The sequence below is a fragment of the Enterobacter vonholyi genome (genome assembly GCF_008364555.1).
GTDB lineage: Bacteria > Pseudomonadota > Gammaproteobacteria > Enterobacterales > Enterobacteriaceae > Enterobacter > Enterobacter vonholyi.
Genome location: NZ_VTUC01000004.1, coordinates 134,815 through 158,656, shown reverse-complemented (window position 1 = coordinate 158,656; position 23,842 = coordinate 134,815). Strand labels below are relative to the sequence as shown.

Sequence of the window (23,842 nt, the reverse complement as noted above, 5' to 3'; positions counted from 1 at the left end):
CGTCAGCGATAGTTCACGATGACGGAATTGCTTTGCACCTTCAGCGCCGGAATCAAACGCCCCCCACCCGGCACTTCCCAGATGAAACGCAAAGGTTCAATAGCCGGTACGCCGTTGAACGCCTGCGTTGTCCCATTTTCGCCGTCGATTTCGGTACAGCGCGTCTGAGAGCAGAGGCGCACCCGCAAGCCCGCTGGCGTAGGGCCAATCAGCCGATAGTTCCAGACCACAAGGCCCATCTGACCGGAGACCTCTTCTGAAGGCGCCAGCGGGTTAGACGACATAGCAACACCGCGATTGCTGAGGGTCACCCCCATGCTGCTCGCCTGCCAGGTGCCCCCCCCGGCAGCCTGCGCCGCCAGCGGGAAGAGCAACATCCAAAGCCATTTACGCATTATTTTCCTCCAATCGTCGCGGTCATGCGGATATGACGGTTATCCGACAGCTCCAGATTCGACAGCACGACCAGCTGGTTCAGGCTACGACGCAGGAAGCGGGACAGCAGCGGACGCAGCGCGTGGTTCACCAACAGCACCGGCGGCGCGCCGAGCATCTCCTGACGCGCCAGCGCCTCCTGCGTTTGCGCAAGCAGACGGTCCGCCAGGCCCGGCTCCAGACCGCCTCCGCCCTGCAGAGCCTGCAGCAGCAGACGCTCAAGCGGCGTATCGAGTCCGATCACCTGCACTTCCCCGGTTCCCGGGAACCACTGCTGGGTAATGGCGCGTCCCAGCGCCACGCGCACCACCGCCGTCAGCTCGTGCGGATCGCTTTGTATCGGCGCGTGTTCGGCAAGGGTTTCCAGAATGGTGCGCATATCGCGGATCGGCACCTTCTCGTCGAGCAGGTTTTGCAGCACCTTGTGCAGCGTGGTTAAGGTCAGCACGCCCGGGACCAGATCTTCCGTCAGCTTCGGCATCTCCTGCGTGACGCGGTCCAGCAGCTGCTGCGCTTCCTGACGGCCAAACAGCTCCGCCGAGAATTGCCCAATCAGGTGATTAAGATGGGTCGCCACCACGGTACTGGCTTCAACAACCGTATACCCCTGGATCTGCGCCTGCTCTTTCAGGGCGCTTTCAATCCAGATAGCGGCCAGGCCAAAGGCCGGATCGATAGTTTGCTCGCCCGGCAGCGTGCCTGCGGCGGTGCCGGGGTTAATCGCCAGCCAGCGGCCCGGATAGGCATCACCGCTGCCAATTTCGACACCTTTCATCAGGATGCGATAGCGCGCGGGCGGCAGGTCCATATTGTCGCGGATGTGTACCACCGGCGGCAGGAAGCCCATATCCTGCGCGAATTTTTTACGGATACTGCGGATACGGCCGAGCAGCTCGCCGTCCTGCTGGAAATCGACCATCGGGATCAGGCGATACCCGACTTCCATTCCCAGGGAATCTTCCAGCTGAACGTCGTTCCAGGTCGCTTCGACGGCCTGGGTATTCTCCGGCATTTTGACCTGAACAGGTTCCGCTGCCGGTTTGGTTTCACGGCCACGCATCCACCAGGCAAGCCCCAGCAGCCCCGCCGTAAACAGCAGGAAGACGAGGTTTGGCATCCCCGGCACCAGGCCGAGCAACCCGAGAACCGCAGCGGCCAGCAGCATCACGCGCGGGTTGCTGAACAGCTGGCCCACCATCTGCTCGCCAACGTCCTGATCGGTGCTCACGCGGGTCACAATCACACCCGCCGCAGTGGAGATAACCAGCGCCGGGATCTGCGCGACCAGACCGTCACCGATAGTCAGCAGCGTATAGCTTTCCGCCGCGTGGCCCATGTCCATCCCATGCTGCAGCACGCCCACCAGCAGGCCGCCGACCACGTTAATCACCATGATCAGAATGCCCGCGATGGCGTCACCGCGCACAAACTTACTCGCACCGTCCATTGAGCCGTAGAAGTCCGCCTCCTGCGTCACCTCCGCACGGCGTTTTTTGGCTTCATCTTCGGCGATAAGACCGGCATTCAGGTCGGCGTCGATCGCCATCTGCTTGCCCGGCATTCCGTCGAGCACAAAGCGCGCGCCCACTTCCGCAATACGCCCTGCACCTTTGGTGATGACCATAAAGTTGATGATCACGAGGATGACGAACACCACGATACCGATAGCGAAATTGCCACCCACCAGGAAGTGGCCGAACGCCTCCACCACTTTACCTGCAGCTGCCGCCCCGGTGTGACCTTCCATCAGGATGATACGCGTGGACGCCACGTTCAGCGCCAGTCGCAGCAGGGTGGTAAACAGCAGAATGGTCGGGAACGCGGCGAACTCCAGAGTACGCTGGGTGAACATCGCCACCAGCAGCACCATAATGGAGAGCGCAATATTGAAAGTGAAAAGCAGATCGAGGATGAACGCCGGAAGCGGCAGTACCATCATCGACAGAATTAGCAGGATCAGAATCGGCCCGGCCAGAATCTGCCATTGGGTCGATTTCAGGTTGCCGGGCAGGCGCAACATTGCCACCAGATTAGCCATCAGTGTCCTTCTCGTTCATAAAATCCAGCGCGGCAGGCACCGGAAGGTTCTCAGGTTTCACAGGCCGTTGACCGCCGGCCAGACGCCAGCGCTTCAACTGCCATACCCAGGCCAGCACTTCCGCCACGGCGGCGTAGAGTTGTCCCGGGATCTGTTGTCCAATATCCGCATGGCGGTACAGGGCACGCGCCAGCGGAGGGGCTTCCAGGATCGGCACGCGGTGTTCCGTGCCAATTTCCCGGATGCGCAGCGCGATCAGCCCTGCCCCTTTTGCCACCACTTTCGGCGCGCTCATTTTGTTTTCGTCATAGCGCAGGGCAACGGAATAGTGCGTCGGGTTGGTGACGATGACGTCGGCCTTCGGCACATCCTCCATCATGCGGCGACGGGCGGCGGCACGCTGCATCTGGCGGATACGCCCCTTCACGTGCGGGTCACCTTCCATCTGCTTATATTCGTCACGGATGTCCTGACGTGACATGCGCAGCTTTTTGAAGTGGGTATAAAGCTGGAAGATCACGTCAAAACCCACCATCGGGATAATGCTGAGCACCACCAGCAGTGCGCAAAGCCCGACCAGATTCAGCGCGTTGCTCATCGCGGTGAGCGGCGATTCGCTGATAAGACGCATCATTTCCGGCCAGTGGTACCAGAGGTAAAACCCCGCGGAACTGCCCATCAGCACCGATTTGAGAATGGCTTTGAGCAGCTCGGCCCCGGTCTGAGCAGAGAACATTTTCGCAATGCCCGGCAGCGGGTTGAGTTTGGAAAATTTCGGCTGCAGCGATTTGGCACTAAAAACCAGACCGCCGAGCATCACCGGCGAGACCAGCGCGACCAGCACGACCCCGGTAATCAGGGGCAACAGCGCGACCATGGCCCCTTTAATCAGTTGAATAATCTGGCTGAGGATCAGATTCGGATCGTTGACCATGCTGTGGTCAAAACGCAAGCCGGTTGACAGCATTCCCGCCAGCTTGCGGGCGAGCGACTCCCCGCCCCACCAGATAATGCACACGCCTACGATAAGGATCAGCAGGGAGGTCAATTCTCGGGATCGGGGGATTTGCCCTTCCTCACGCGCCTTTTCTAGTCGGTGGGGTGTGGGGGCTTCCGTTTTGTCGTCGTTCTCTTCTGCCACAGTGCATGCTCAGCCCATTACGTCACGGGTATCATGCCAGCGCAGCGGAAATCCAATGGCGGGAAAAGCCCGTTTATTCGGGCTCTTTTCGGTGATTTTGTCGCAAACCGCCTCAGGCGGCGTAACCTCCTGAGGCGGAAAGGACTATCAGAAGCCGAGGCTGTCCAGCAGGTCGTCTACCTGATCCTGGCTTGCCACAACGCCTGCCTTGGTGGCGTCGAGCTGTGGACCATTGAGCAGGCTTTCGTTCTCGCGTTTTGGACGGGCTGCCGGTTCCGGAATGTTCTCCAGCAGAACCATCAGCAGCTGGCGCTCAATCTCCTGGATAACATCCATCATGCGCTTGATGACCTGACCGGTCAGGTCCTGGAAATCCTGCGCCATCATGATGTCCAGTAGCTGGGCGTTGGTGAAGCTGGTGTGGCCCGGCACATCGCCAAGATACTGACGAGTATCCGTTACCAGCTCGCGGGCATCAGCCAGCTCGATAGGGTTTTCAAACCACTCGTCCCAGCGTTTGCTCAGGGCTTTCGCCCCCTTTTCCATCGCATCCTGGTGCGGCTGTGATGCTTCAACGCTGTTCAGCGCACGTTCCGCAGCCTGAGCGGTCATCTGCACGACATAGTCCAGACGATCGCGGGCATCAGGAATAGCTTCCGCCGCTTCGGCAATCGCCTGATCCAGACCCAGCTCGCGCAGGCTGTCACGCAGCATGCGCGTCAGGCTGCCGATGCGGACGATGATATCGCTCGGCGAGTGTTCTTCAACGGGTTTCATAGCAGGTTGCAACATTTCCATCACCTCACATGCCGAGTTTCTCGAAGATCTTACCGAGCTTCTCTTCCAGGGTTGCCGCGGTGAATGGCTTCACCACATAGCCGCTTGCGCCCGCCTGTGCAGCGGCAATGATGTTCTCTTTTTTCGCTTCTGCAGTGACCATCAGAACCGGCATAGAGGCCATTCCCGCATCGGCACGAATAGTTTTCAGCAGTTCCAGACCGTCCATGTTTGGCATGTTCCAGTCGGAGATAACAAAACCAAACCCGCCAGCCTGCAGTTTGTTCAGCGCATCAACGCCATCTTCTGCTTCTTCAACGTTGTTGAAGCCCAGCTCTTTCAGCAGGTTGCGTACGATGCGACGCATGGTGGAAAAGTCATCCACAACCAAAAACTTAAGCTCTTTATCCGCCATAAAATAATACTCCTGAGTCAAATACGTATTGCCTGTCCGGCACTGATTTTCGCCAGCATCTGCTGGCTTACCTGGCTAAGATCGACCACTTCGCTCACGCCACCCATATTGATGGCCTCGCGCGGCATGCCGAACACCACACAACTTGCTTCATTCTGCGCAATCGTCCAGGCGCCAGCCTGGTGCATTGCAAGCATTCCGGCGGCACCGTCGTTGCCCATCCCCGTCAGGATCACCCCTACGGCGTTGCGCCCCGCATGTTTCGCCACCGAATGAAACAGCACATCCACCGACGGACGGTGCCGGTTGACCGGCGGTCCGTCATGAATTTTGATTTGATAGTTAGCGCCGCTGCGCGCTAGCTCCATATGCTTGTCGCCCGGCGCGATATAGGCATGCCCCGGGAGCACGCGCTCGCCGTCTTCCGCCTCTTTCACGCTGATCTGGCACAGCTTGTTCAGACGTTCGGCGAACGAACGGGTAAAGCCTGGCGGCATATGCTGAGTGATCAGAATACCCGGACTTGAAAGCGGCAATGGCTGGAGTACATGACGAATTGCCTCTGTTCCTCCGGTTGACGCTCCAATGACCAGCAGTTTTTCCGAGCTGAGTAATGGACCGGCCTTCAGGGTCGCCGGCGCGGCCATCGGCGTGTGTGCGGCAAGCTTCGCACGCGAAGCGGTGCGGATCTTCTCGGCGATCATCTCGCTGTAGGCCAGCATCCCTTCGCGAATGCCAAGCTGCGGCTTGGTGACAAAATCCACCGCCCCCAGCTCCAGCGCGCGCAGGGTGATTTCAGATCCTTTCCCGGTCAGGGAGGAGACCATCACCACCGGCATAGGCCGCAGCCGCATTAATTTTTCGAGGAAATCGATGCCATCCATGCGCGGCATCTCGACATCCAGCGTTAGCACATCGGGGTTATATTTTTTAATTAAATCCCGCGCTACCAGCGGATCGGGCGCGGTTGCCACCATAACCATGTCGCTGTGGCTATTGATAATTTCAGTCATGATCTGACGCATCAGCGCTGAATCATCGACTGACAACACCCTGATTTTACTCATGCTTTTTCCTTACTCAGCGCATATACCGTTTGCCCACGCAGGCTAAACTCACGCACGAGGTTGCTGAAGTTTTCCGAGTGCCCGGCAAACAGTAAACCGTCAGGCTTGAGCAACGGAACAAACCGACGCAGAATGTCCTGTTGCGTCGTTTTATCAAAATAGATCATGACGTTACGGCAAAAAATGGCGTCGAACGGCCCCGGCACGTTGTACTGCTTATCCAGCAGGTTAACGGGCGCGAATTCGACGCAGTTCGCCAGCTCCTGGCGTACGCGCACCAGGCCTTCATGCGGGCCCGTCCCGCGCATGAAATAACGCTGCAGCTGCTGCGGCGACAGCGTTTTCAGTTCATCCTGGCGATAAACGCCGTTACGCGCCTTCTCCAGCACTTCAGTATCGATATCGCTGGCGTAGACCTTCCAGCGTCCCGGCGTCATTCCCAGCGTATCGGCAAGGGTGATCGCCAGCGAGTACGGCTCTTCACCCGTCGAGGCGGCCGCACTCCAGACGCGATACTCCCCGGTGCGACGGCGCGCATGCTCGGCCAGAACCGGGAAGTGGTGAGCTTCACGGAAAAACGCCGTCAGGTTGGTGGTTAACGAGTTAATAAAAGCCTGCCACTCGGCGCTGTTCTGGTTCGCCTCGAGCATGCTCAGATAGCGGCCAAAATCATCCAGTCCCAGCGTACGCAAGCGCCGCACCAGACGGTTGTAGACCATGTCCCGCTTATGATCCGCAAGCACGATCCCCGCACGCTGGTAGATTAACTGACATATCCGACGAAAATGCGCGTCGGACAGCGCGAGGCGCTGTGTCATCTGCAACAATAATGACGTTTGCCCAGGGGGCATTGGTGATGTCATAGCGCCTTCTTAATTACATTCAGGATACAACTGGCACGGCCTGCGACCGCCCGACTTCTGTTACTGCTTCAACGTGCTCTTTCACATTAAATACCGCGACCAGTCCGGTAAGACGATCCGCCTGGCTGGCCAGCTGATCGGTTGCCGCTGCCGCTTCCTCAACTAACGAGGCGTTCTGTTGCGTCACCTGATCCATCTGGCTGACCGCCTGGGCAACCTGCTCAATGCCGCGACGCTGTTCATCCGACGCCGAGGCAATTTCGCCCATAATGTCGTTAACCCGCGTCACGGAGGTGACGATCTCGTGCATGGTTTTCGCCGCCGTATCCACAAGCGTTGAGCCCTGCTGAACGCGCGAGACCGACTCTTCGATCAGGACCTTGATTTCTTTCGCCGCGTTGGCGCTGCGGCTCGCCAGGTTACGTACTTCCCCCGCCACCACCGCAAACCCGCGCCCCTGCTCCCCGGCTCGCGCCGCTTCCACAGCGGCATTCAGCGCCAGAATGTTGGTCTGGAACGCGATACCGTCAATCACGCTGATGATGTCACCAATTTTCTGCGAGCTGGTGGCAATCTCCTGCATGGTGCTGGCGACATGGGACGCCTGGTCACCGCCTTTCTTCGCCGTCATCGCCGCCTGTTTTGACAGGTCAGACGCCTGACGCGCGTTATCGGCGTTCTGGCTTACCGTCGCCGTCAGCTGCTCCATGCTGGCCGCCGTCTGCGCCAGCGAGGCCGCCTGCTGCTCTGTGCGGGATGAGAGATCGTTGTTACCCGCAGCAATCTCTGAGATCCCGGTGTGCATGGCATAGCTGCCCTGCCGCACGTCGCTCACCGTTTCCCGCAGCGATCCCTGCATCGCCTTCAGGCTGGCAAAAATCGCCGAAATTTCGTTTTTGCCGAACACCGCCACCGGACGCGCCAGGTCGCCTTTTGCAATACTGTCGAAATGGCTGCTGACGATCGCCAGCGGCTGCACAATCATTCTGCGCGACCAGAGCAGCGCCCCACCGGTCAGCAACCCTGCCAGAATCACCATCACGCCGAAGATGACGCCCGACATGTGATAGCTTTGACGGCTCTGGTCACCGGCACGCTGTACAGACTGGTTAATATCCTGCTGCCAGGCGTTGAAGCTGCCGTCAAACGCTGCCTGAGACGCCTGGACCGGTGCGGTCATAAAGTCCGACAGCTGGTTGTTCTCAAGCCACGTCGCCTGGTGGTCCAGATCGCTGTACCACTGCTCAAAGTTCGTCTTCATGGCGGCCTTCAGCGCTTTCTCTTTCTCGCTGTCGGCGGCCTGCGCCGTAAAGGCTTTAAACTGTGCGTCAGCCTGTTTCAGGCTGTCGCGCGCGGTTGCCATCAGCGCTTTAATGTCATCCGGTGGATAGCTCAGCGCGGTTAAGGTTCCCGCCTTGTTCAGCGCAGTGCTTGCCTGCAACAGCACGGCACGCGTTTGTGCCAGTGCGGAGCGCTGCTGATTACTCGCCTCAACTTCCTGCAAATTCTGATAGCCATCGCGAAACGCCCAAAAAGACAACCCGTTACTGCCAACCTGCAACACACCGCAAAGGATCAGAATCAAAAACAGTGTGGTCGAGATACGAATACGATTTAACATCCACGCTCCCATCAAGCGGCAAGCAGCCGCGGTTTAATTGTCAGTCAAAATGTTTCCCAGTTTTCATCTTGTCCGGTCGTCGCGGTACGCGTACGGAGTGCAGCCGGTTCAGCGGCTGGCGCGCGGTACGTCGCCTGCGGAGTGACCGTGTTTCCAGCGAGTGAAGCGAGACGAAACGCCGAGACGGCCATCTTCAGACGGCTCGCCTGGTCTTCCAGGGCAGCGGCCGCCGCAGCGGACTCCTGCACCAGCGCGGCGTTTTGCTGTGTCACGCGATCCATTTCCGATACCGCCAGGGCAACCTGGTCGATACCACGACTCTGCTCATCAGACGCAGAGGCGATTTCCCCCATGATGTCCGTCACGCGGGTAACGGCATTCACGATGTCATTCATGGTCTCCCCGGCGCTTTCCACCAGCACGGAGCCGGTATCCACGCGGGAGACAGAGTCTTCAATCAGCGACTTGATCTCTTTTGCCGCGTTGGCGCTGCGGCTTGCCAGGTTGCGCACTTCCCCGGCCACCACGGCAAAACCGCGTCCCTGTTCGCCCGCTCGCGCCGCTTCCACGGCGGCGTTCAGCGCCAGAATGTTGGTCTGGAAAGCAATGCCGTCGATGACGCTGATGATGTCGGCGATTTTCTTCGAGCTGTCGGCGATTTCGTGCATGGTTTTAACCACGCCATCCACCACGCGTCCGCCGCGCTGCGCCGTCTCGGAGGCGCTTTCTGCCAGCTGAGACGCCTGGCGAGCGTTATCGGCGTTCTGCTTCACGGTCGCGGTGAGCTGCTCCATGCTGGCGGCCGTCTCTTCCAGGGCGGAAGCCTGCTGTTCGGTACGGGATGAGAGATCGTTATTCCCCATCGCAATTTCGCTGGTGCCGGTATAGATAGCCTCCGACCCGTTACGCACGTTGGCGACGGTTTCGATTAACGAACGCTGCATATGGTCAACGCTGTTTGCCAGCTCGGTGATCTCATTGCGCCCGGAAACGGTCAGCGTTTTAGTCAGATCGCCTCCGGCAATTTCACGAATGTGGGCAATGACGCGCCCAAGAGGATTCAGCAGGATATGGCGAATGCCGTACCAGACCGCGACCAGCACGATGACCAGCGCCAGCGCCATTACGGCCATCTGCCATTTCGCAAAGCGGTAGTCATTCTGACTTGCCGTAAAGGCCGAGTGATAGAGATCGCCACTGGCCTTCGCGTATTCCCCCAGCGCCGCGCCGAGTGCGTTTTGCATCCCCTGCGTCGGCTGCGCGAAATAGGCGTCCATATTTCCGCTCTCCAGGAACTGAATGAGCTCTGTCAGACCGGTATGGTAGGCATTGTATTTTTCATCGATATTCTGGCTCACCTGCTCCATAGCAGGCTGCGGGGCGATCTTTTTGAAGGCGTCGTAATGTTTCGCGGCGTCAGCGAGGGTGGCACGGGCATTTTTCAACAGATCGGTTTTCGCGCTGCTCTGCTGATTGTTAGGGTCCATCATCATGCGCGCGGACGAGCGGCTCAGGTTGATACGCGTTTGCAGCATTAGATCCCACGTCGACGTGAGTTCACTCTGCTGCAGGCGGAGATCGTTCGAGGCCGCGAAACTGTCCTGGTTCTGTTTTAATGACGAGAAAAAAAGCCCGCCGGAGATGAGCTGAAGAAGTGCGAAAATGACCAGCACCATCATGAGCATTGTGACAACGCGGATACGGTTCAACATACAACACCTTCTCATAGATTTATTAACGGTGTTATCGGCACAGCCCACAGGAACTTTACATTTGCGAAAGGGAAAAGCGCGGGGTTAAAACGCCACGTCGACAATAAGCGTGTCGGTGTAGGTTCCGGCAGGAGGCATGGCCTGACTGGTCAGGACTTTCGCGGTGTAGTTGTAGGTGCGCAGTAAACCGTCGGCACTTACCTGCGACGACGTCGCGCTGGACCAGCGCTCGCTGCCGCTGCCGCCCCAGCGGTTACCGGTGGCTTCCTTATAGATGTCGTAGCTCATGGCGTTACTGCCGCTCACCATGCGCCGCACGTTGTTCAGCGCGTTGGCACCGTTATTAATGCCGATGGTATACGTACTGCCTTTGGTACAGGTGACGGCAATCGCCTGCGAGACGGTAGGGAAACTTTGCACCAGCGGCGCGCTGTTGAAGTTGACGTCCGGCGTGGTCATGGCGCTGCAGTCGTTGGTGACGGTCATATCTAACAGGATGGTGGTTGTCGCGGTACCCGTCTGATTGATTGAGCAAAGGCCGAGCGCGCCCACGGAGCAGACGCTGTAGTTAACGCTGAAGGTTAACTGCACCTGATATGGCCCGGCAGTCACGTTTTGCCCGGCGACGGTGCGGAAATAAAGTGGAATGTTGTACTGCTTTGACCCCAGTAACCCCAGCAAGGTATTCCCGCTCCAGGTATACGATTTACTTATCTGTATCTCGCTGCTGCTCGCGCACCCCGATAGCCCGCACAGCCGGGTGGGGATCACGTCCGTGATGGCCGCATTATCCGTGCGTTTCATGGTGGCCCGACTGTTGCCCGAAACCGATGCCGCGGTGTAGGTCAGCGTTACCGAGTCGCTGGTCAGCAGATTCAATACGGCATCACAGGCCACCACCAGCGTGCCGGTGGTTTGAACTTCCCCGGTTCCGCTGAGCGCGAACGAAGTGACGCTGCCAAACGACGCATTAACCGTACTGACGGTACACGCCGCCCAGCCGCCGCCGGAAAAAAGCAGCAGGATCAACAGCAGCAGGCGCGTCATGGCTCCTCCCGACAAATCAGCGGCCCGTAGGTTTTTAGCTTGTGCTCCGGATTGGCCCCCACGGTCAGAGTGGCCTTGCAGCGTTTACCGTCAGGTGCAATCACCTCGAGCGGGTTCACATCGCTGAGATTTTCCAGCCATGCGATGCCGTCATACCCCACCACCGCATTGCTGCGCGAGACGCGTCGGACCTGGCTTCCCACCGGCAGCGCCTGGCCGCGCGCATCATGCAGAATGACGCTTGCCACCCGCTCCTGCTCCATCGGGAAATCGACCAGATAGCCGCTGTGACGGCGGATCGCGATCCGCCGTTCGGTCTCTTTCAAACGGGTATCCGCCGGCAGATTCAGGGTATCAATCCGGTAGCTTGCCGGATAATACGCCGACACCCCGCTGATCAGCAGGTAGCCGTTATTATTGGTTTTACCGACGGGCTGGTTCTCATAGCTGACGGGCACGTCCGGATGGCCGTCGGTACTGATAACCACAAATGCATCGTTGATCTTATTCGCCGCAAACAGCTCGCCGTCCATCAGCACAATTGCGCCCATTGCCTCGCCCCACCATGTCATGGTGTCCCTTTCGCCATAGCCGCCGCCCTGCAGCTCTATGTTGTTATTGCGCCAGCCCAGCGTAGCCTGTTGATAATCGCTGGATCTTGACTGGTTGGCCCAGGCCATGTTCCAGCTGAAACCGCCGTCAGAAGGCATAGAGTGGTTGTAGTTAATGCGCTGGGTACTGCCGGCATCCGGGGTATTTTCAACGGTGACGGCAGCGCTGTCGCGTGCCCCCAGCGGCACCTGCAGCGACAGCGCGACCGTCCAGTCTCCCCGCTGCTGGTCCCGGCTGCCGGCCAGGTAAATGCTGCTCGCCCCCCACAGGTTGCGGCTCCAGGAGAGATTGAGCAGTTCGGTTTTTTGACTGTCAAAACTCTCCACCCCAATCCAGGCCGCGCCGATATTTCCATACCGTCCCAGATTGAAGGTCAGAGAATACTGATCCGTATTACGGCTAAAGCTGGCGATGGGCTTATCGTTTTCGTCATACACCGTCGGCTGGTCGTAGAGGGCCAGATTGCCAAAGCCGCGGTCGCGACGCGTGTGTTGAGTGGCGACGCTAAATTCGCTGGTACTGTACTGGTAACCCCAGTTGATTTGCCCGCCCGCATCCCCGCGCATGCGGCTCTGCGAGTAAGAGGTATTTACCACGCCAAACTGGCCGAGTTTTATTACCGTTCCCGCACCACCCAGCGCCAGCTCCTGCGCCCCTTCTGCATGCCCTTCCAGCGTTAGCCAGTCCGTCACCCCGTAGCGATACGATCCGGTGCCTGCCGCCGAGCCGTAGTCAAAATTCTTGATACCGTAATTACGCCGCAGGCTGCCGAGCGTCACGGCGCCGTCGCTCAGCCCTTGTTTAAGTAAGTCACTGGTGACGTAAAACGGGAGCGTGGTGCTGACCTGGCGTCCCAGCGCATCCGTTGTGACCAGAACCGCATCCCCGGCGCCGTTGATATAGGGTAAATTAGTCAGGGTGAAGGGGCCGGGCTGAAGCTGGGTCGAACCGGAGCGATAGCCGTTGATAAAAAGATCGACCGAGGTGGGTACCGCGGCTTCCCCTGCGAACTCGGGCAGCGGCCATGTCACCAGGTCAGGTCGCAGGGAGAAATCCCGCCCTACGCTTACGCCCCCCATCCGCACGCTGGAGCTCCAGCTCAGGGCATCGCTGATCACGTCCCCGACGCTCCAGCTCATCGCGTCATCTTCGTGAGTGAACAGCAGGGTCGTATCATAGCGGACATACCCTTCCTGCTGGCCGTCATTACCGATGAAATTTTCCCGCGCGTAACCGGTGGAGGAAAACGAGCCGTTCTCGTTGAAGTAGCGGAACTCATGCCAGAGCGACGCCTGACCGCCGATATGTTCCGTGTGGTTAGTGTAGAGATCGTAATTCAGCAGCGCCCCGCGGCCAAAGTGCGGTTTGGCCTGCGCCGTTTGCCCACTAAAAGACGTCACGCGGGCCGTCACCCAGTCACGGGGCACGGTCAGCAGCAGGCGCTGCGCGGCGCTGTCATACTCGACCCGAACCTGAGCAAGCGAGGAGAGATTCACCTCTCCGGTGGGAACATGCGCCGGGGGCAGCCCCGCGCGCAGCAAATCGGCGCTTGAGATAAAGAAAGCGCCTTTACGCTGCGTCACGGGCACGACCAGACCGGTATCGTAGTGGTTCAGCACGAGGGCAAGCTGGAAAACCGCTTCATCATTTATCGTCTGCGCCTGGGGAGGTGGCGGCAAACTGTCGTCGCCGGGCTCGGCCAGGGTCGCGGAACTGACGCAAAGCAGTATCATCATCGCCGGCTTCAGTTGACGGGCGTCGACTGCCATTGTGCGTCCCTGGCATTAATCTGTGCGCTCATCCGCTCTGGCTGACGAACGCCAGCGGGTATGGGCCAGCTGCGGCTGCTGCCCGGGAGGACGTAACCCAGTAGTCCTTCCGCTACCGTGCGTTTCTGCCCTCCCTGCTCCAGCGTCACCTGGCTCAGCCTGACATGGACATCCCCCCGATTTCTGACCTCCAGCACAGGCTGCCCCTCCGCGCGCGTCACACGCCAGCTCAGGTTTTGGGTTTCCGCCAGCGCGTGATGCGCGCCCTCTTTCATGGTTCGGATCCCCTGTCCATACACGAACAGAGGGATGGAGTAACGCATCTGCAATTTGAGGCCGATGGCAGGTTCGGCTTTTGCATCAGGCTGGGGGATTTCATCCACGATAATGCGGTAAGCCTGTTCGACGCCCGCGGGAACCGCAGCCTGTTTGATAAGGCGAATAAGCTGCTTGCTGCCTGTGCCAATCGTGACGATGGGCGGGCTGGCGACCACGTCCTGCTGCGAGGTATATCGCTCGTGTCCGTCCTCCTGCTTCCAGCGCACGATGCGGACCTGCATCGTCGTGGCGCTGTTTCCCTGGTTCTGGATCCACAGTTCAGTGGCGTTGGCGTCCGCAGCAAGCCACGGGTCGATAGGCCAGAGCAGAATGGTGGCTGCCGCCTGCGCCTGGCCGGCAACCGCCATTCCCAACGCGCCCGCCAGACAAACGGGTCTGAAAAATGGCTTCATCAACACTCTCCCTTTATTACCATGACAAGGTCACGGTGAGCTGATCGGAATAGGTTCCCGCCGGGCTAAACCCGGTCAGTAGCGCTACGCCAAAAAGCGGTAGCGCGATGTTATTGCTGTTGGTATAGGTCACCGGTATCGCCTGGTTGACGCCAATTTCACTGTTTGCGGCCAGCGAGCTGCTGCTGTAGAGCCGGTATGGCACCAGCTCTGTTCCACCGGACCGCTTCATGCGGCGAACGGATGAATAATTCTGCCCGCCATTAATGCTCATGCTCAGCGACACGCCCGGCGTACAGGCGATAGACAACGCCCCGTTTGGCACAAAGCTGGTGCTGACCGGCGCGCTCTCGACGCCGTTATGGCTGCCAAAATCCAGCATACCGAGAAGCCCTCCGCTACCGGTGGCCACCGCGCACCCTGGAACAATCGTCGCGCTGACCTTAAAGGACTGGGATGTCACCGCATCCGCTGCGGGCATCATGAGCAATCCGGCGATCAGCGCGAAAAAAGGCTGCACGATTCCCTCTGCGAGATTGCGCAGACCAGTAAGAGTTGCCTTCATGGCGGTGCAGGACTAATAAGTGACGCTGACGTTTATCGTGTCGGTGTAGGTGCCCGGGACGACCGTCACGCTGTTACCGCCGCCGGTAATCCGTCCGTAGAGGGTGTAACTGTCCACCCCTCCGGCCGTTGAGGCGATGGGCAGCGCGGCATTATTGGCAATCACGCTGTTAAACCCGCTGTCGCTGTACAGGCTGTATGCCACACCCTGAGCCGTGTTGGCGGTGTTAACCAGATAGCGCGCAGGTGTTCCCGGAGTGCCGACAACGGTGCCGGGGGCGGTAGAGTTGGTGTTGCCGGTGATCGCCACCGTATAGCTGGCGGTTGTACATTGAATGGTGAAGGTGTTTCCGCCGCTGGCGCCGGTTAGCTGCGTGGTCAGAGTGGAAAACGTTGCGGGATGGGTGCCGAAATCCAGTGTCCCGAAGTTAATGCCGTTTTGCGTGGGCGATCCGTTTATCAGACAACCATTCGTGAGCGTCAGCGTCGCCCCGATGGTGCCGCTGCTGGTAACGGCCAGCGCCTGATGGACCGTTGTCGCAGTCAGTAAAGTGCCTGCGCAGATCAAAAGGAGTTTTCTTTTCATTTACCACCCTCCAGAAGACGTCTCCGTTCCCTTGCCACGTTTTATTTTTGTCGTTCAAGATGTTAGCCCCGCTTAATGTTCCTCTGAGGGGGTTATTGAGAATTTAGTTTACGGATATCGCTTCGACCACCTGCCCCGCAACGCATAAGCCATATGTCTTATTGACTAAATTTTCACATAAATAACAGAGAGTTAAATTAAAACAGCCAGCAATTTTATTATATCTGAGGAGAATATATCCATTAAAGTGTGACGGAGATCACAATATATCGTCTGCACATTAACAACAAATTTAATAAAACTTAAAAAGGAGTTGTATCCCCCTACACTTTGCGTCAATTTATGTGCCGAATAATTTCCTGCGTCGTAATAAAAAATTTATATGTATCGATGCGGGCTACATCTGAAGCGCATAGAGGGTCTTTTTTCGTGGCAAGTGCAAACAAACTCACACTCTTCATCGTGATATTCATGCTGGCGGGTATTCTTTCAGGGGCAGCAATTCATGAGTATGCATCTGCGGATGCCATCAAAGCCTGGTCGGATAATATTACCCTTCTGACCGATATTTTCCTCCGTCTGATCAAAATGGTCATTGCACCGTTGGTCTTTAGTACGCTCACCGTTGGCATTATGAAGCTGGGCGAAACTTCCACCATTGGCCGCGTCGGCGGTAAAGCGATGGTGTGGTTTATCAGTTCATCCGTGCTTTCTATTCTGGTCGGACTGTTTATCGTCACGCTGGAGCATCCGGGGAGCGGTCTGAACCTGACGATCCCAACCGAGGCGGTAGATACCGGTCTGGCCGTTGGAGGCATGACGCTGAAAGCGTTCCTGTCGCACACCATTCCAACCAGTATCGCAGGGGCGATGTCAAACAATGAGATCCTGCAGATTGTGGTGTTCTCGATGTTCTTCGGCATCGGCGGCGCGTCGCTGGGACAGAAATTCAACGCTCCGCTGGTAGCCGCGCTGGATGTGGTTTCCCATATCATGCTGAAGGTAACAGGTTACGTGATGTACGTTGCGCCGCTGGCCATTTTCGCGGCGATTTCCTCCGTCATTGCCACGCAGGGTCTGGGCATTCTGCTAAACTACGCCTCGTTTATTGGTGGCTACTATGTTGCCATTCTTCTTACCTGCATGGTGCTGCTGGCCGTGGGTTACATGGTGCTGAAAAAAGAGGTGTTTCGCCTGGTCAGCATGCTGAAAGACCCTGTTCTGGTGGCGTTTACCACCAGCAGCTCTGAAGCCGCCTACCCTAAAACGCTGGAACAGCTGGAGCGCTTTGGCTGCTCGCGCAACATCGCCTCTTTCGTTCTGCCGATTGGCTACTCCTTCAACCTGGTGGGTTCGATGGTGTACTGCTCATTCGCCTCGATGTTTATCGCGCAGGCATACAACATTCACCTGAGCTTCTCTGAAGTGACGGTGCTGATGCTGACTCTGATGCTGGCGTCGAAAGGGATTGCAGGCGTACCGCGTTCTTCCCTGGTGGTGCTGGCAGCAACCATTCCGAGCTTTAATATTCCGGTGGCGGGTATTCTGCTCCTCATGGGGATCGACCACTTCCTGGATATGGGCCGTTCCGCAATTAACGTACTGGGGAATGGTATTGCGACCGCGATGCTGTCGCAGAATGAAGGTGCGCGGGAAGCGGACGCTGAAGCTGAGCTGGTAAAGCAGGAAGCGTAAGGTGAAAAAAAGGGTGAGGCCTGATGCCCTCACCCCAGCCCTCACCCTGTGAGTGAGGGAGCAAATACAAAAAACGGCAACCCCGGTTGCCGTTTTGCATTTACTTACGCGACGTGACTCGCGGCGATGTCCAGCAGCGCCATCTCATCGCTGTTCAGCAGCTTCTCAATGTTCACCAGAATCAGCATACGCTCGCCGAGCGCGCCCAGTCCGGTCAGATATTCGGTCGACAGCGTGACCGCAAACTCCGGTGCAGGACGAATTTGGTCAGAGGTCAGGGAAAGCACATCAGATACGCCATCCACCACGATACCTACCACGCGCTGCCCCAGATTCAGAACGATCACCACGGTGTTGTCGTCGTAGTCAACGTCGCCCTGGCTGAACTTCACGCGCAGGTCCACGATTGGCACAATGACGCCACGCAGGTTGGTGACACCTTTAATAAACGCAGGCGTATTAGCGATGCGGGTAACCTGGTCGTAACCACGGATTTCCTGCACTTTAAGGATATCGATGCCGTACTCCTCATCGCCTAAAGTGAATACCAGGAATTCCTGCCCTGATGGCTCGCCCGCCAGTTTCGTTACATTACTCATACCGGTCATGTTATTACCTTCTACTTAATCAGGCGGCTGTGTACGCCACACGTTGTTCACGATTTAATCCCTGAAGCGCCGACACGTCGACGATCAGCGCCACGCTACCATCACCCAGAATGGTGGCGGCAGAAATACCCGGCACTTTGCGGTAGTTGCTTTCGAGGTTCTTCACCACCACCTGGTGTTGACCAATCAGCTGATCGACCAGCAGCGCGTAGCGGCGGCCCGCGCTTTGCAGGATCACAACGATGCCCTGCGTGGCCTCGGTCTTCGCCCCGTCCACTTCGAACACTTTCCACAGTTCCACCAGCGGCAGGTACTCACCGCGCACTTCGAGGACGCGCTCGCCGCCCGCCAGCGGATGCAGATCTTCTTCACGCGGCTGCAGGGATTCCATCACGGCGTTCAGCGGCAGGATAAAGACTTCGTCCGCCACTTTGACGGACATGCCGTCGAGGATCGCCAGCGTCAGCGGCAGTAGGATGCGAATGGTGGTGCCGGAACCCTGTTTAGACTGGATCTCAACGTGGCCGCCCATCTCCTGGATGTTACGTTTCACCACGTCCATGCCAACACCGCGTCCGGAGACGTCGGTCACCTGCTCCGCGGTAGAGAAGCCCGGCGCGAAGATCAGCATGCCCACTTCTTCGTCGGTCATGTTTTCATTGACCGCCATCCCCTGCGAAATCGCTTTTGCCAGGATGCGCTCGCGGTTAAGACCCGCGCCGTCGTCGGTCACTTCGATGCAGATGTTTCCGCCCTGGTGTTCCGCAGAGAGGATCAGGTTGCCGACCGGGGATTTACCGGCGGCAATGCGGTTTTCCGGCAGTTCGATCCCGTGGTCGAGGCTGTTACGCACCAGGTGCGTTAAAGGGTCAATAATGCGCTCGATCAGGCTCTTATCCAGTTCGGTTGAGCTGCCCATCAGGGTCAGTTCAATTTGTTTGTTCAGCTTGCTGGCAAGATCGCGGACCAGACGCGGGAAGCGGCTGAAGACATATTCCATCGGCATCATACGGATGGACATGACCGATTCCTGCAGGTCGCGGGCGTTACGCTGCAGCTGACCCATGCTGGTAATCAGGTCGCCGTGCGTGACCGGATCCAGTTCGTTAGAACGTTGCGCCAGCATCGACTGGGTGATCACCAGTTCGCCAACCAGGTTAATCAGCTGGTCAACCTTCTCAACGGCAACGCGGATACTGGTTGACTCGCTGGAGCGAGCGGCAGGTTTCTCACCACGTCCACCTGGTGCCGCAGCCTCTTTTGGTACGGCCTTCAGCGCCGGGGCCGCAGGTGCCACAGCCGGTGCGGCAGCCTGAGCCACAACAGCCACCTCTTCCGCAGCGGCAGGGGCGTCAACCGCAGCAGTTTCGGTTTCGAAGGCAATCTGGTCAGCTTCAATCACGAAGCACAACACCGCTACGATATCGTCCTGGCCAATACCGTCATCAAGCGTCGCGGCCAGGCTGTCTTTGCCTTTTACCACGTTGCTTAACTTCGCCAGGTTGCCCAGCTCTTCTTCCAGCAGGTTAACTTCATTCTCTTTGAGGCGTGACAGCACACCGCGCAGTTTCCCCGCCTGTGCAGCGGCTGGCGCGGCCTCATCGACAGCAACCGCATCGACAACGCTCAGTTTCGCCGCAGGGACAACGGCTGCAGCGACCTCACCTTTTACTTCCAGGGCGAGCTGGCGCAGCGCATTGCAGATATATTCAAAGCTGGCGGCATCAGGCTCTGCCGAACTTTTATAGGCGTCGAGCTGTTCCTGCATAATATCTTTGGTTTCCAAAAACAGGTTGATAATGTCGGTATTGAGCTGCATCTCACCGCGTCGCGCTTCATCAAGCAGGTTTTCCATTAAATGGGTCGTTTCCTGCAGGATGGTAAATCCAAACGTTCCGGCTCCGCCTTTAATAGAGTGCGCCGCACGGAAGATGGCATTGAGCTGCTCGGAGTCCGGTGCTTCGGGCACCAAATCGAGCAAGTGTTGCTCCATATCGGCCAACAATTCGTCGGCTTCATCAAAGAATGTCTGGTAAAAATCGCTAATATCCATGCTCACGCTATCACCTCGGATTGGCTGGTGGCGATGTTGGAACGGCAGCCGAAGGAACGGCCCCAGGCTGTTTTAAATCGTCCAGTGACTCATTCTGACTTTCGGCGTTTTCATGCAGGATGGCCTGCTCCGCCTGCTGGTTCAGCACTAAAAGACTGATACGACGGTTGATGGCATCATCCGGCCCGCGGTCGGAAACGCGCATGGTTGCGGCCATGCCGACTACGCGCAGTACCTTGCCATCATCAAGCCCACCTACCACCAGCTCGCGACGCGAGGCGTTGGCACGATCGGCAGAAAGCTCCCAGTTGCTGTATCCCTTCTCCCCACTGGCGTACGGGAAATCATCCGTGTGTCCTGACAGGCTGATTCGGTTAGGAATGCCGTTCAGCACCGGTGCAATGGCACGCAGAATGTCGCGCATATACGGTTCGACTTCCGCACTCCCGGTTTTAAACATTGGGCGGTTCTGGCTGTCGATAATCTGAATACGCAGGCCTTCCTGCACCAGGTCGATCTTCAGATGCGGGCGCAGCGCGCGCAGTTTCGGATCTGCTTCAATCAGCTGATCGAGATCGCCACGCAGTTTCTTCAGACGCGCCTGTTCCATCTTTCTTTTCAGCTCGTCGATGTTCGGCTCTTTTTTCACCTCACCCTTCTGCTGGGTGTAATCATCGCCGCCGCCCGGGATCGGGCTATCGCTGTTAGAAATACGCGGCCCGCCGGCTACTGCCGTTGCCAGCGGCGTACGGAAATATTCTGCAATCTGGATCAGTTCTTTTGGGCTGGAGATGGAGATCAGCCACATCACCAGAAAGAACGCCATCATTGCCGTCATAAAGTCGGCGTACGCAATTTTCCACGAGCCGTGTGCGCCATGCCCGCCGCCCTTGTGCTTGCGTTTTTTTACGATGACGATCGGATGGGACTGGTTTTTCATGCGTCCTCAGTTGTCGTCTGTTGGTTTGGGTTTTTCACCGCACGCACGTGTTCTTCAAGCTCGATAAACGACGGACGCTCGCTGGAGTAAAGCGTTTTACGGCCAAACTCAACCGCGATCGGTGGCGCATAACCGTTGAGGTTAGAGAGCAGCGTAATCTTCACGCACTGCATCATTTTGGTGGTTTCGGCGCTCTTCTGGCGCAGAACGCTTGCCAGCGGAGAGATGAAGCCGTACGCCAGCAAAATACCGAGGAAGGTTCCCACCATCGCGTGGGCAATCAGCGCACCGAGCTCGGCTGCCGGACGGTCTGCCGAGGCCAGGGCGTGAACCACCCCCATCACCGCTGCAACGATACCGAATGCCGGAAGCGAGTCGCCCACCAGCGCCAGGCTATTGGCCGGAACTTCTGATTCGCTTTCGTGGGTTTCGATCTCTTCGTCCATCAGCGCTTCGATTTCGAAGGTATTCATGTTGCCGCTGATGATCAGTCGCAGATAGTCGACGATGAAATCCAGCATCATCGCGTCAGCAAGAATACGCGGATAGCTGGCAAATATTTCGCTCTCTTTCGGGTTTTCGATATCCCGTTCAAGCGAGAACATGCCCTGTTGACGTGACTTCGCCATCAGGCGATAGAGCAGTGCCAGCAGATCCATATACATGCTTTTGGTGTATTTCGAGCGACGGAACAGCAACGGAATTGCTTTCAGCGTGCCCTTGATCGATTTACCGTTGTTACCAACGATAAAAGCCCCTACCCCTGCGCCGCCGATGATAATAAGTTCAGCCGGTTGATAGAGTGCTCCAAGGTGCCCGCCGGTCATCATGTAACCGCCGAAAACTGTACCGAGAACTACCAGGTAACCTAATAAGATAAGCACGACATCATCCTTCCGCTAGTGACTATGGCAAGGATGTCCAGCTCGCAGCGTTGACCGATTGCGGGAAAAAAAAAGCAGCGGTAATTGCTTACCGCTGCTGGAATCTTTCCCACACGTTCGGGTTAAACAGCCTGTTCGATCTGTTCATCCAGCAGTTGTGGAATAATATCGGCAGCATCCCGGGAAAGTTTACGTCTTTTTACTGCGCGGGATGGAGGCTGACATAAACTACAGGCGAAGCTGCCTGCAGGTTGATGAGCATGGGTAATAAAATTGCCATCGCAGCAGTTGCAGCGCGACAGCTCAAGCATTCCGCTCTCAACAAAACGCACCAGCGTCCATGCGCGGGTCAGCGCCAGCAGAGGGCCTTCTTCCTGCTGTGGGCATTGTTCAAGGTAAAGTTTGTACGCTTTGATCACGGCGTCAACGCCGCTACACAAACCGGTTTTGAGAAGATACTGCCAGGCATTACAGAACATGGAAGCGTGAATATTCTGCTCCCACGTCATAAACCAGTCGGTAGAAAACGGCAGCATGCCTTTCGGCGGGGGACTACCACGTAACTCTTTGTACAGTTTGATGAGACGACCACGGCTCAGCTGAGTCTCGCTTTCCAGCATTTGTAAACGAGCACCCAGTGTAATCAGCTCCATGGCCAACTGTATGTCACGCGCTTCCTGAACAATGCTTTTCTCGCTCATTGCTAGGCCCTTTTCTTACGGGCTACGTCATCAGGCTGGCTGATTTCGTTAAGCAAGCGAGTGGAGAGAAGAATACCGGTATGGATCTGTTGAAGATCGTCCACACGGGACTCCTGCGTCAGACGCGTTATTGTCTGTGAATCATCGAAACGGAACTGGCAAACCAGTTGATTCGTTTCAGCCAGTTTAACCATCTGCGGGAGGGTTAAGCCGCCCAGCATGGTTGCCATTTCTTCGTTAATACCCAGACGAAACATCGCGGACGCCTTGTCCTGACTAATCAAACGCTGCGCGAGCAGTAAATACGACAAATTGATGTCATAGATATGTTTTAGCAACTCGGATGTATGCATTGTTCCCATCCCGAATAACCAACTATTATTTTTATGCGGAAAGACCGCACCCCGTGATGTCGCCGGGAAATCACCCGGTATAAAAAAGAAAAGGCTAAATGCATAGTTGAATTTAGGTTTGTATTCACTGAAACCGTAAGAGAGAAACCGCGAATGCGTCTCTTACATGATTTATCATTTCTTACAAATAACTAAGATTTTTCCTAATTCGACGCAAACTCTACTCGTCAGTTTTGCCACATACAATCCAGCTACCCTCAAATTTAAAAAAAATGTGATCTGCGTCACACAATTTAAGTGAATATGACCCATAAATCCATCAGTATGACTTGTAATTTGTTCAATATTTCGCCAATCAGTACTGTTTTGTATTCTTAATTGACGAATACTCATGCAGACGGGTGATCCAAACTGGCATACAGCGTGCTTTTCCTGCCTTAAGCGACACGCTGAAACATTTACAACAACCCCCTCTTCGGTAAACATTTTTCTTACCGTGAAAAAACATATAGTTATGCAGGAAGTACAAAAAAGATGTTTCAGGACGTGATCATTCGAAATGAGTTTGTAACGCATCAAAACGATTTAACAGTGAAAGCGCGAATTTGTGTGATTTACGTTAAGTTGTTAATTTTTTTCATTTAGACACATTTTTCAGTTATTCTTCTTATAAGAATAATTAATGAATAATTATGATAAGCTTCACACTAATGTCGTATTCAGCTCTTGCAGAAGTGGAGATTTCGCGGTAAAGGTGGTTAAACGCTGTCTTTCAGACATCTAAGGAGTGCGCCATGAGTTACTCCCATCTTCTTGTTTCCGTAGCAGTTTCCCCCGAAAGTCATCAACTCGTCGCCAGAGCCGTTTCCATTGCCAGGCCCCACAATGCCCGCATCAGCCTTGTTACACTGGCCGCAGAGCCTGAGATGTATAATCAGCTGGCCGCCCCCATGCTGGAGGATATTCGTGAGGTTCTTCAGGAAGAAACGCAGCAATTTATGCGTGAATTAGTGGAAAAAGCACAATATCCGATTTATGAGACAATTATTGCGACCGGGGAGCTTAACGCCCATATTCTCGACATGTGTCGCAAACAAAATATTGATTTAGTGATTTGCGGGAATCATAACCACAGCTTTTTTTCGCGCGCAGCCTGCGCTGCGAAATCTATTGTCGCATCAAGCCAGGTCGATGTGCTGTTAGTGCCGCTTGGGGGGTAATTAACCCCCC

Annotated in this window: 22 protein-coding genes; 2 read left to right on the top strand and 20 right to left on the bottom strand. The window is 56.6% G+C overall.

The genetic code is table 11. The annotated features are described in order from the left end of the window. Positions 1-2: 2 nt before the first annotated feature. From flhE to F0319_RS07195, 14 genes are all read right to left on the bottom strand, one after another. Positions 3-395, bottom strand: coding sequence for a flagellar protein FlhE (gene flhE, locus F0319_RS07260; protein ID WP_111964826.1), 393 nt, complete (start codon positions 393-395; stop codon positions 3-5). Then, positions 395-2,473: a flagellar biosynthesis protein FlhA gene (gene flhA, locus F0319_RS07255; RefSeq protein ID WP_111964827.1), complete on the bottom strand. Its 2,079-nt coding sequence runs from the start codon at positions 2,471-2,473 to the stop codon at positions 395-397. The genes flhE and flhA overlap by 1 nt, the downstream gene beginning before the upstream one ends. Next, entirely contained in the window at positions 2,466-3,614 is a 1,149-nt protein-coding gene (gene flhB / locus F0319_RS07250; RefSeq protein WP_048992249.1) for a flagellar biosynthesis protein FlhB, read from the bottom strand. The genes flhA and flhB overlap by 8 nt, the downstream gene beginning before the upstream one ends. A gap of 147 nt (positions 3,615-3,761) precedes the next feature. Further along, positions 3,762-4,406, bottom strand: a complete 645-nt coding sequence (gene cheZ / locus F0319_RS07245; protein WP_111964828.1) for a protein phosphatase CheZ — start codon at positions 4,404-4,406, stop codon at positions 3,762-3,764. Positions 4,407-4,416: 10 nt separating this feature from the next. Beyond that, a complete protein-coding gene (cheY, locus tag F0319_RS07240; protein ID WP_008500431.1) occupies positions 4,417-4,806 on the bottom strand; it encodes a chemotaxis response regulator CheY in 390 nt (129 codons plus the stop codon). A gap of 17 nt (positions 4,807-4,823) precedes the next feature. After that, positions 4,824-5,873, bottom strand: coding sequence for a protein-glutamate methylesterase/protein-glutamine glutaminase (locus tag F0319_RS07235; RefSeq protein WP_149366576.1), 1,050 nt, complete (start codon positions 5,871-5,873; stop codon positions 4,824-4,826). Further along, positions 5,870-6,736: a protein-glutamate O-methyltransferase CheR gene (gene cheR / locus F0319_RS07230; protein ID WP_111964829.1), complete on the bottom strand. Its 867-nt coding sequence runs from the start codon at positions 6,734-6,736 to the stop codon at positions 5,870-5,872. Before cheR ends, F0319_RS07235 begins: the two co-directional genes overlap by 4 nt. Before the next feature lie 19 nt (positions 6,737-6,755). Further along, positions 6,756-8,357, bottom strand: a complete 1,602-nt coding sequence (gene tap / locus F0319_RS07225; protein WP_149366575.1) for a methyl-accepting chemotaxis protein IV — start codon at positions 8,355-8,357, stop codon at positions 6,756-6,758. Between the two features lie 44 nt (positions 8,358-8,401). Next, positions 8,402-10,069: a methyl-accepting chemotaxis protein II gene (gene tar, locus F0319_RS07220; RefSeq protein ID WP_111964830.1), complete on the bottom strand. Its 1,668-nt coding sequence runs from the start codon at positions 10,067-10,069 to the stop codon at positions 8,402-8,404. 84 nt (positions 10,070-10,153) lie between these two features. After that, on the bottom strand, positions 10,154-11,116 hold the full coding sequence (locus tag F0319_RS07215; RefSeq protein ID WP_149366574.1) for a Csu type fimbrial protein: 963 nt from the start codon (positions 11,114-11,116) through the stop codon (positions 10,154-10,156). Further along, on the bottom strand, positions 11,113-13,497 hold the full coding sequence (locus tag F0319_RS07210; RefSeq protein ID WP_149366573.1) for a fimbria/pilus outer membrane usher protein: 2,385 nt from the start codon (positions 13,495-13,497) through the stop codon (positions 11,113-11,115). The genes F0319_RS07215 and F0319_RS07210 overlap by 4 nt, the downstream gene beginning before the upstream one ends. Next, a complete protein-coding gene (locus tag F0319_RS07205) occupies positions 13,473-14,228 on the bottom strand; it encodes a fimbrial biogenesis chaperone (protein WP_149366572.1) in 756 nt (251 codons plus the stop codon). Before F0319_RS07205 ends, F0319_RS07210 begins: the two co-directional genes overlap by 25 nt. 16 nt (positions 14,229-14,244) lie before the next feature. After that, positions 14,245-14,793, bottom strand: a complete 549-nt coding sequence (locus F0319_RS07200) for a Csu type fimbrial protein (RefSeq protein ID WP_149366571.1) — start codon at positions 14,791-14,793, stop codon at positions 14,245-14,247. Between the two features lie 12 nt (positions 14,794-14,805). Next, positions 14,806-15,378 carry a Csu type fimbrial protein gene (locus tag F0319_RS07195; RefSeq protein WP_149366570.1) on the bottom strand — a complete coding sequence of 191 codons (573 nt, stop codon included), beginning with the start codon at positions 15,376-15,378 and terminating at the stop codon, positions 14,806-14,808. A 429-nt stretch (positions 15,379-15,807) separates the two neighbouring features. Here F0319_RS07195 and F0319_RS07190 point away from each other — a divergent pair, with 429 nt between their 5' ends. Beyond that, positions 15,808-17,073 carry a dicarboxylate/amino acid:cation symporter gene (locus F0319_RS07190; RefSeq protein WP_111964836.1) on the top strand — a complete coding sequence of 422 codons (1,266 nt, stop codon included), beginning with the start codon at positions 15,808-15,810 and terminating at the stop codon, positions 17,071-17,073. 104 nt (positions 17,074-17,177) lie between these two features. Here F0319_RS07190 and cheW read toward each other — a convergent pair whose 3' ends face one another. The 6 genes from cheW to flhD form a co-directional block, all read right to left on the bottom strand. Then, positions 17,178-17,681: a chemotaxis protein CheW gene (gene cheW, locus F0319_RS07185; protein ID WP_023312262.1), complete on the bottom strand. Its 504-nt coding sequence runs from the start codon at positions 17,679-17,681 to the stop codon at positions 17,178-17,180. A gap of 19 nt (positions 17,682-17,700) precedes the next feature. Then, entirely contained in the window at positions 17,701-19,740 is a 2,040-nt protein-coding gene (cheA, locus tag F0319_RS07180; RefSeq protein ID WP_149366569.1) for a chemotaxis protein CheA, read from the bottom strand. A 4-nt stretch (positions 19,741-19,744) separates the two neighbouring features. Beyond that, on the bottom strand, positions 19,745-20,674 hold the full coding sequence (motB, locus tag F0319_RS07175; protein WP_109845187.1) for a flagellar motor protein MotB: 930 nt from the start codon (positions 20,672-20,674) through the stop codon (positions 19,745-19,747). Beyond that, positions 20,671-21,558: a flagellar motor stator protein MotA gene (gene motA / locus F0319_RS07170; RefSeq protein WP_008500417.1), complete on the bottom strand. Its 888-nt coding sequence runs from the start codon at positions 21,556-21,558 to the stop codon at positions 20,671-20,673. The genes motB and motA overlap by 4 nt, the downstream gene beginning before the upstream one ends. 122 nt (positions 21,559-21,680) lie before the next feature. Then, positions 21,681-22,259 carry a flagellar transcriptional regulator FlhC gene (flhC, locus tag F0319_RS07165; protein WP_013096051.1) on the bottom strand — a complete coding sequence of 193 codons (579 nt, stop codon included), beginning with the start codon at positions 22,257-22,259 and terminating at the stop codon, positions 21,681-21,683. Between the two features lie 2 nt (positions 22,260-22,261). Then, a complete protein-coding gene (gene flhD, locus F0319_RS07160) occupies positions 22,262-22,612 on the bottom strand; it encodes a flagellar transcriptional regulator FlhD (protein ID WP_008500415.1) in 351 nt (116 codons plus the stop codon). A 794-nt stretch (positions 22,613-23,406) separates the two neighbouring features. Here flhD and uspC point away from each other — a divergent pair. After that, complete coding sequence (gene uspC / locus F0319_RS07155) at positions 23,407-23,832, top strand: universal stress protein UspC (protein ID WP_149366568.1); 426 nt, start codon at positions 23,407-23,409, stop codon at positions 23,830-23,832. The last annotated feature ends 10 nt before the right edge of the window (positions 23,833-23,842 follow it).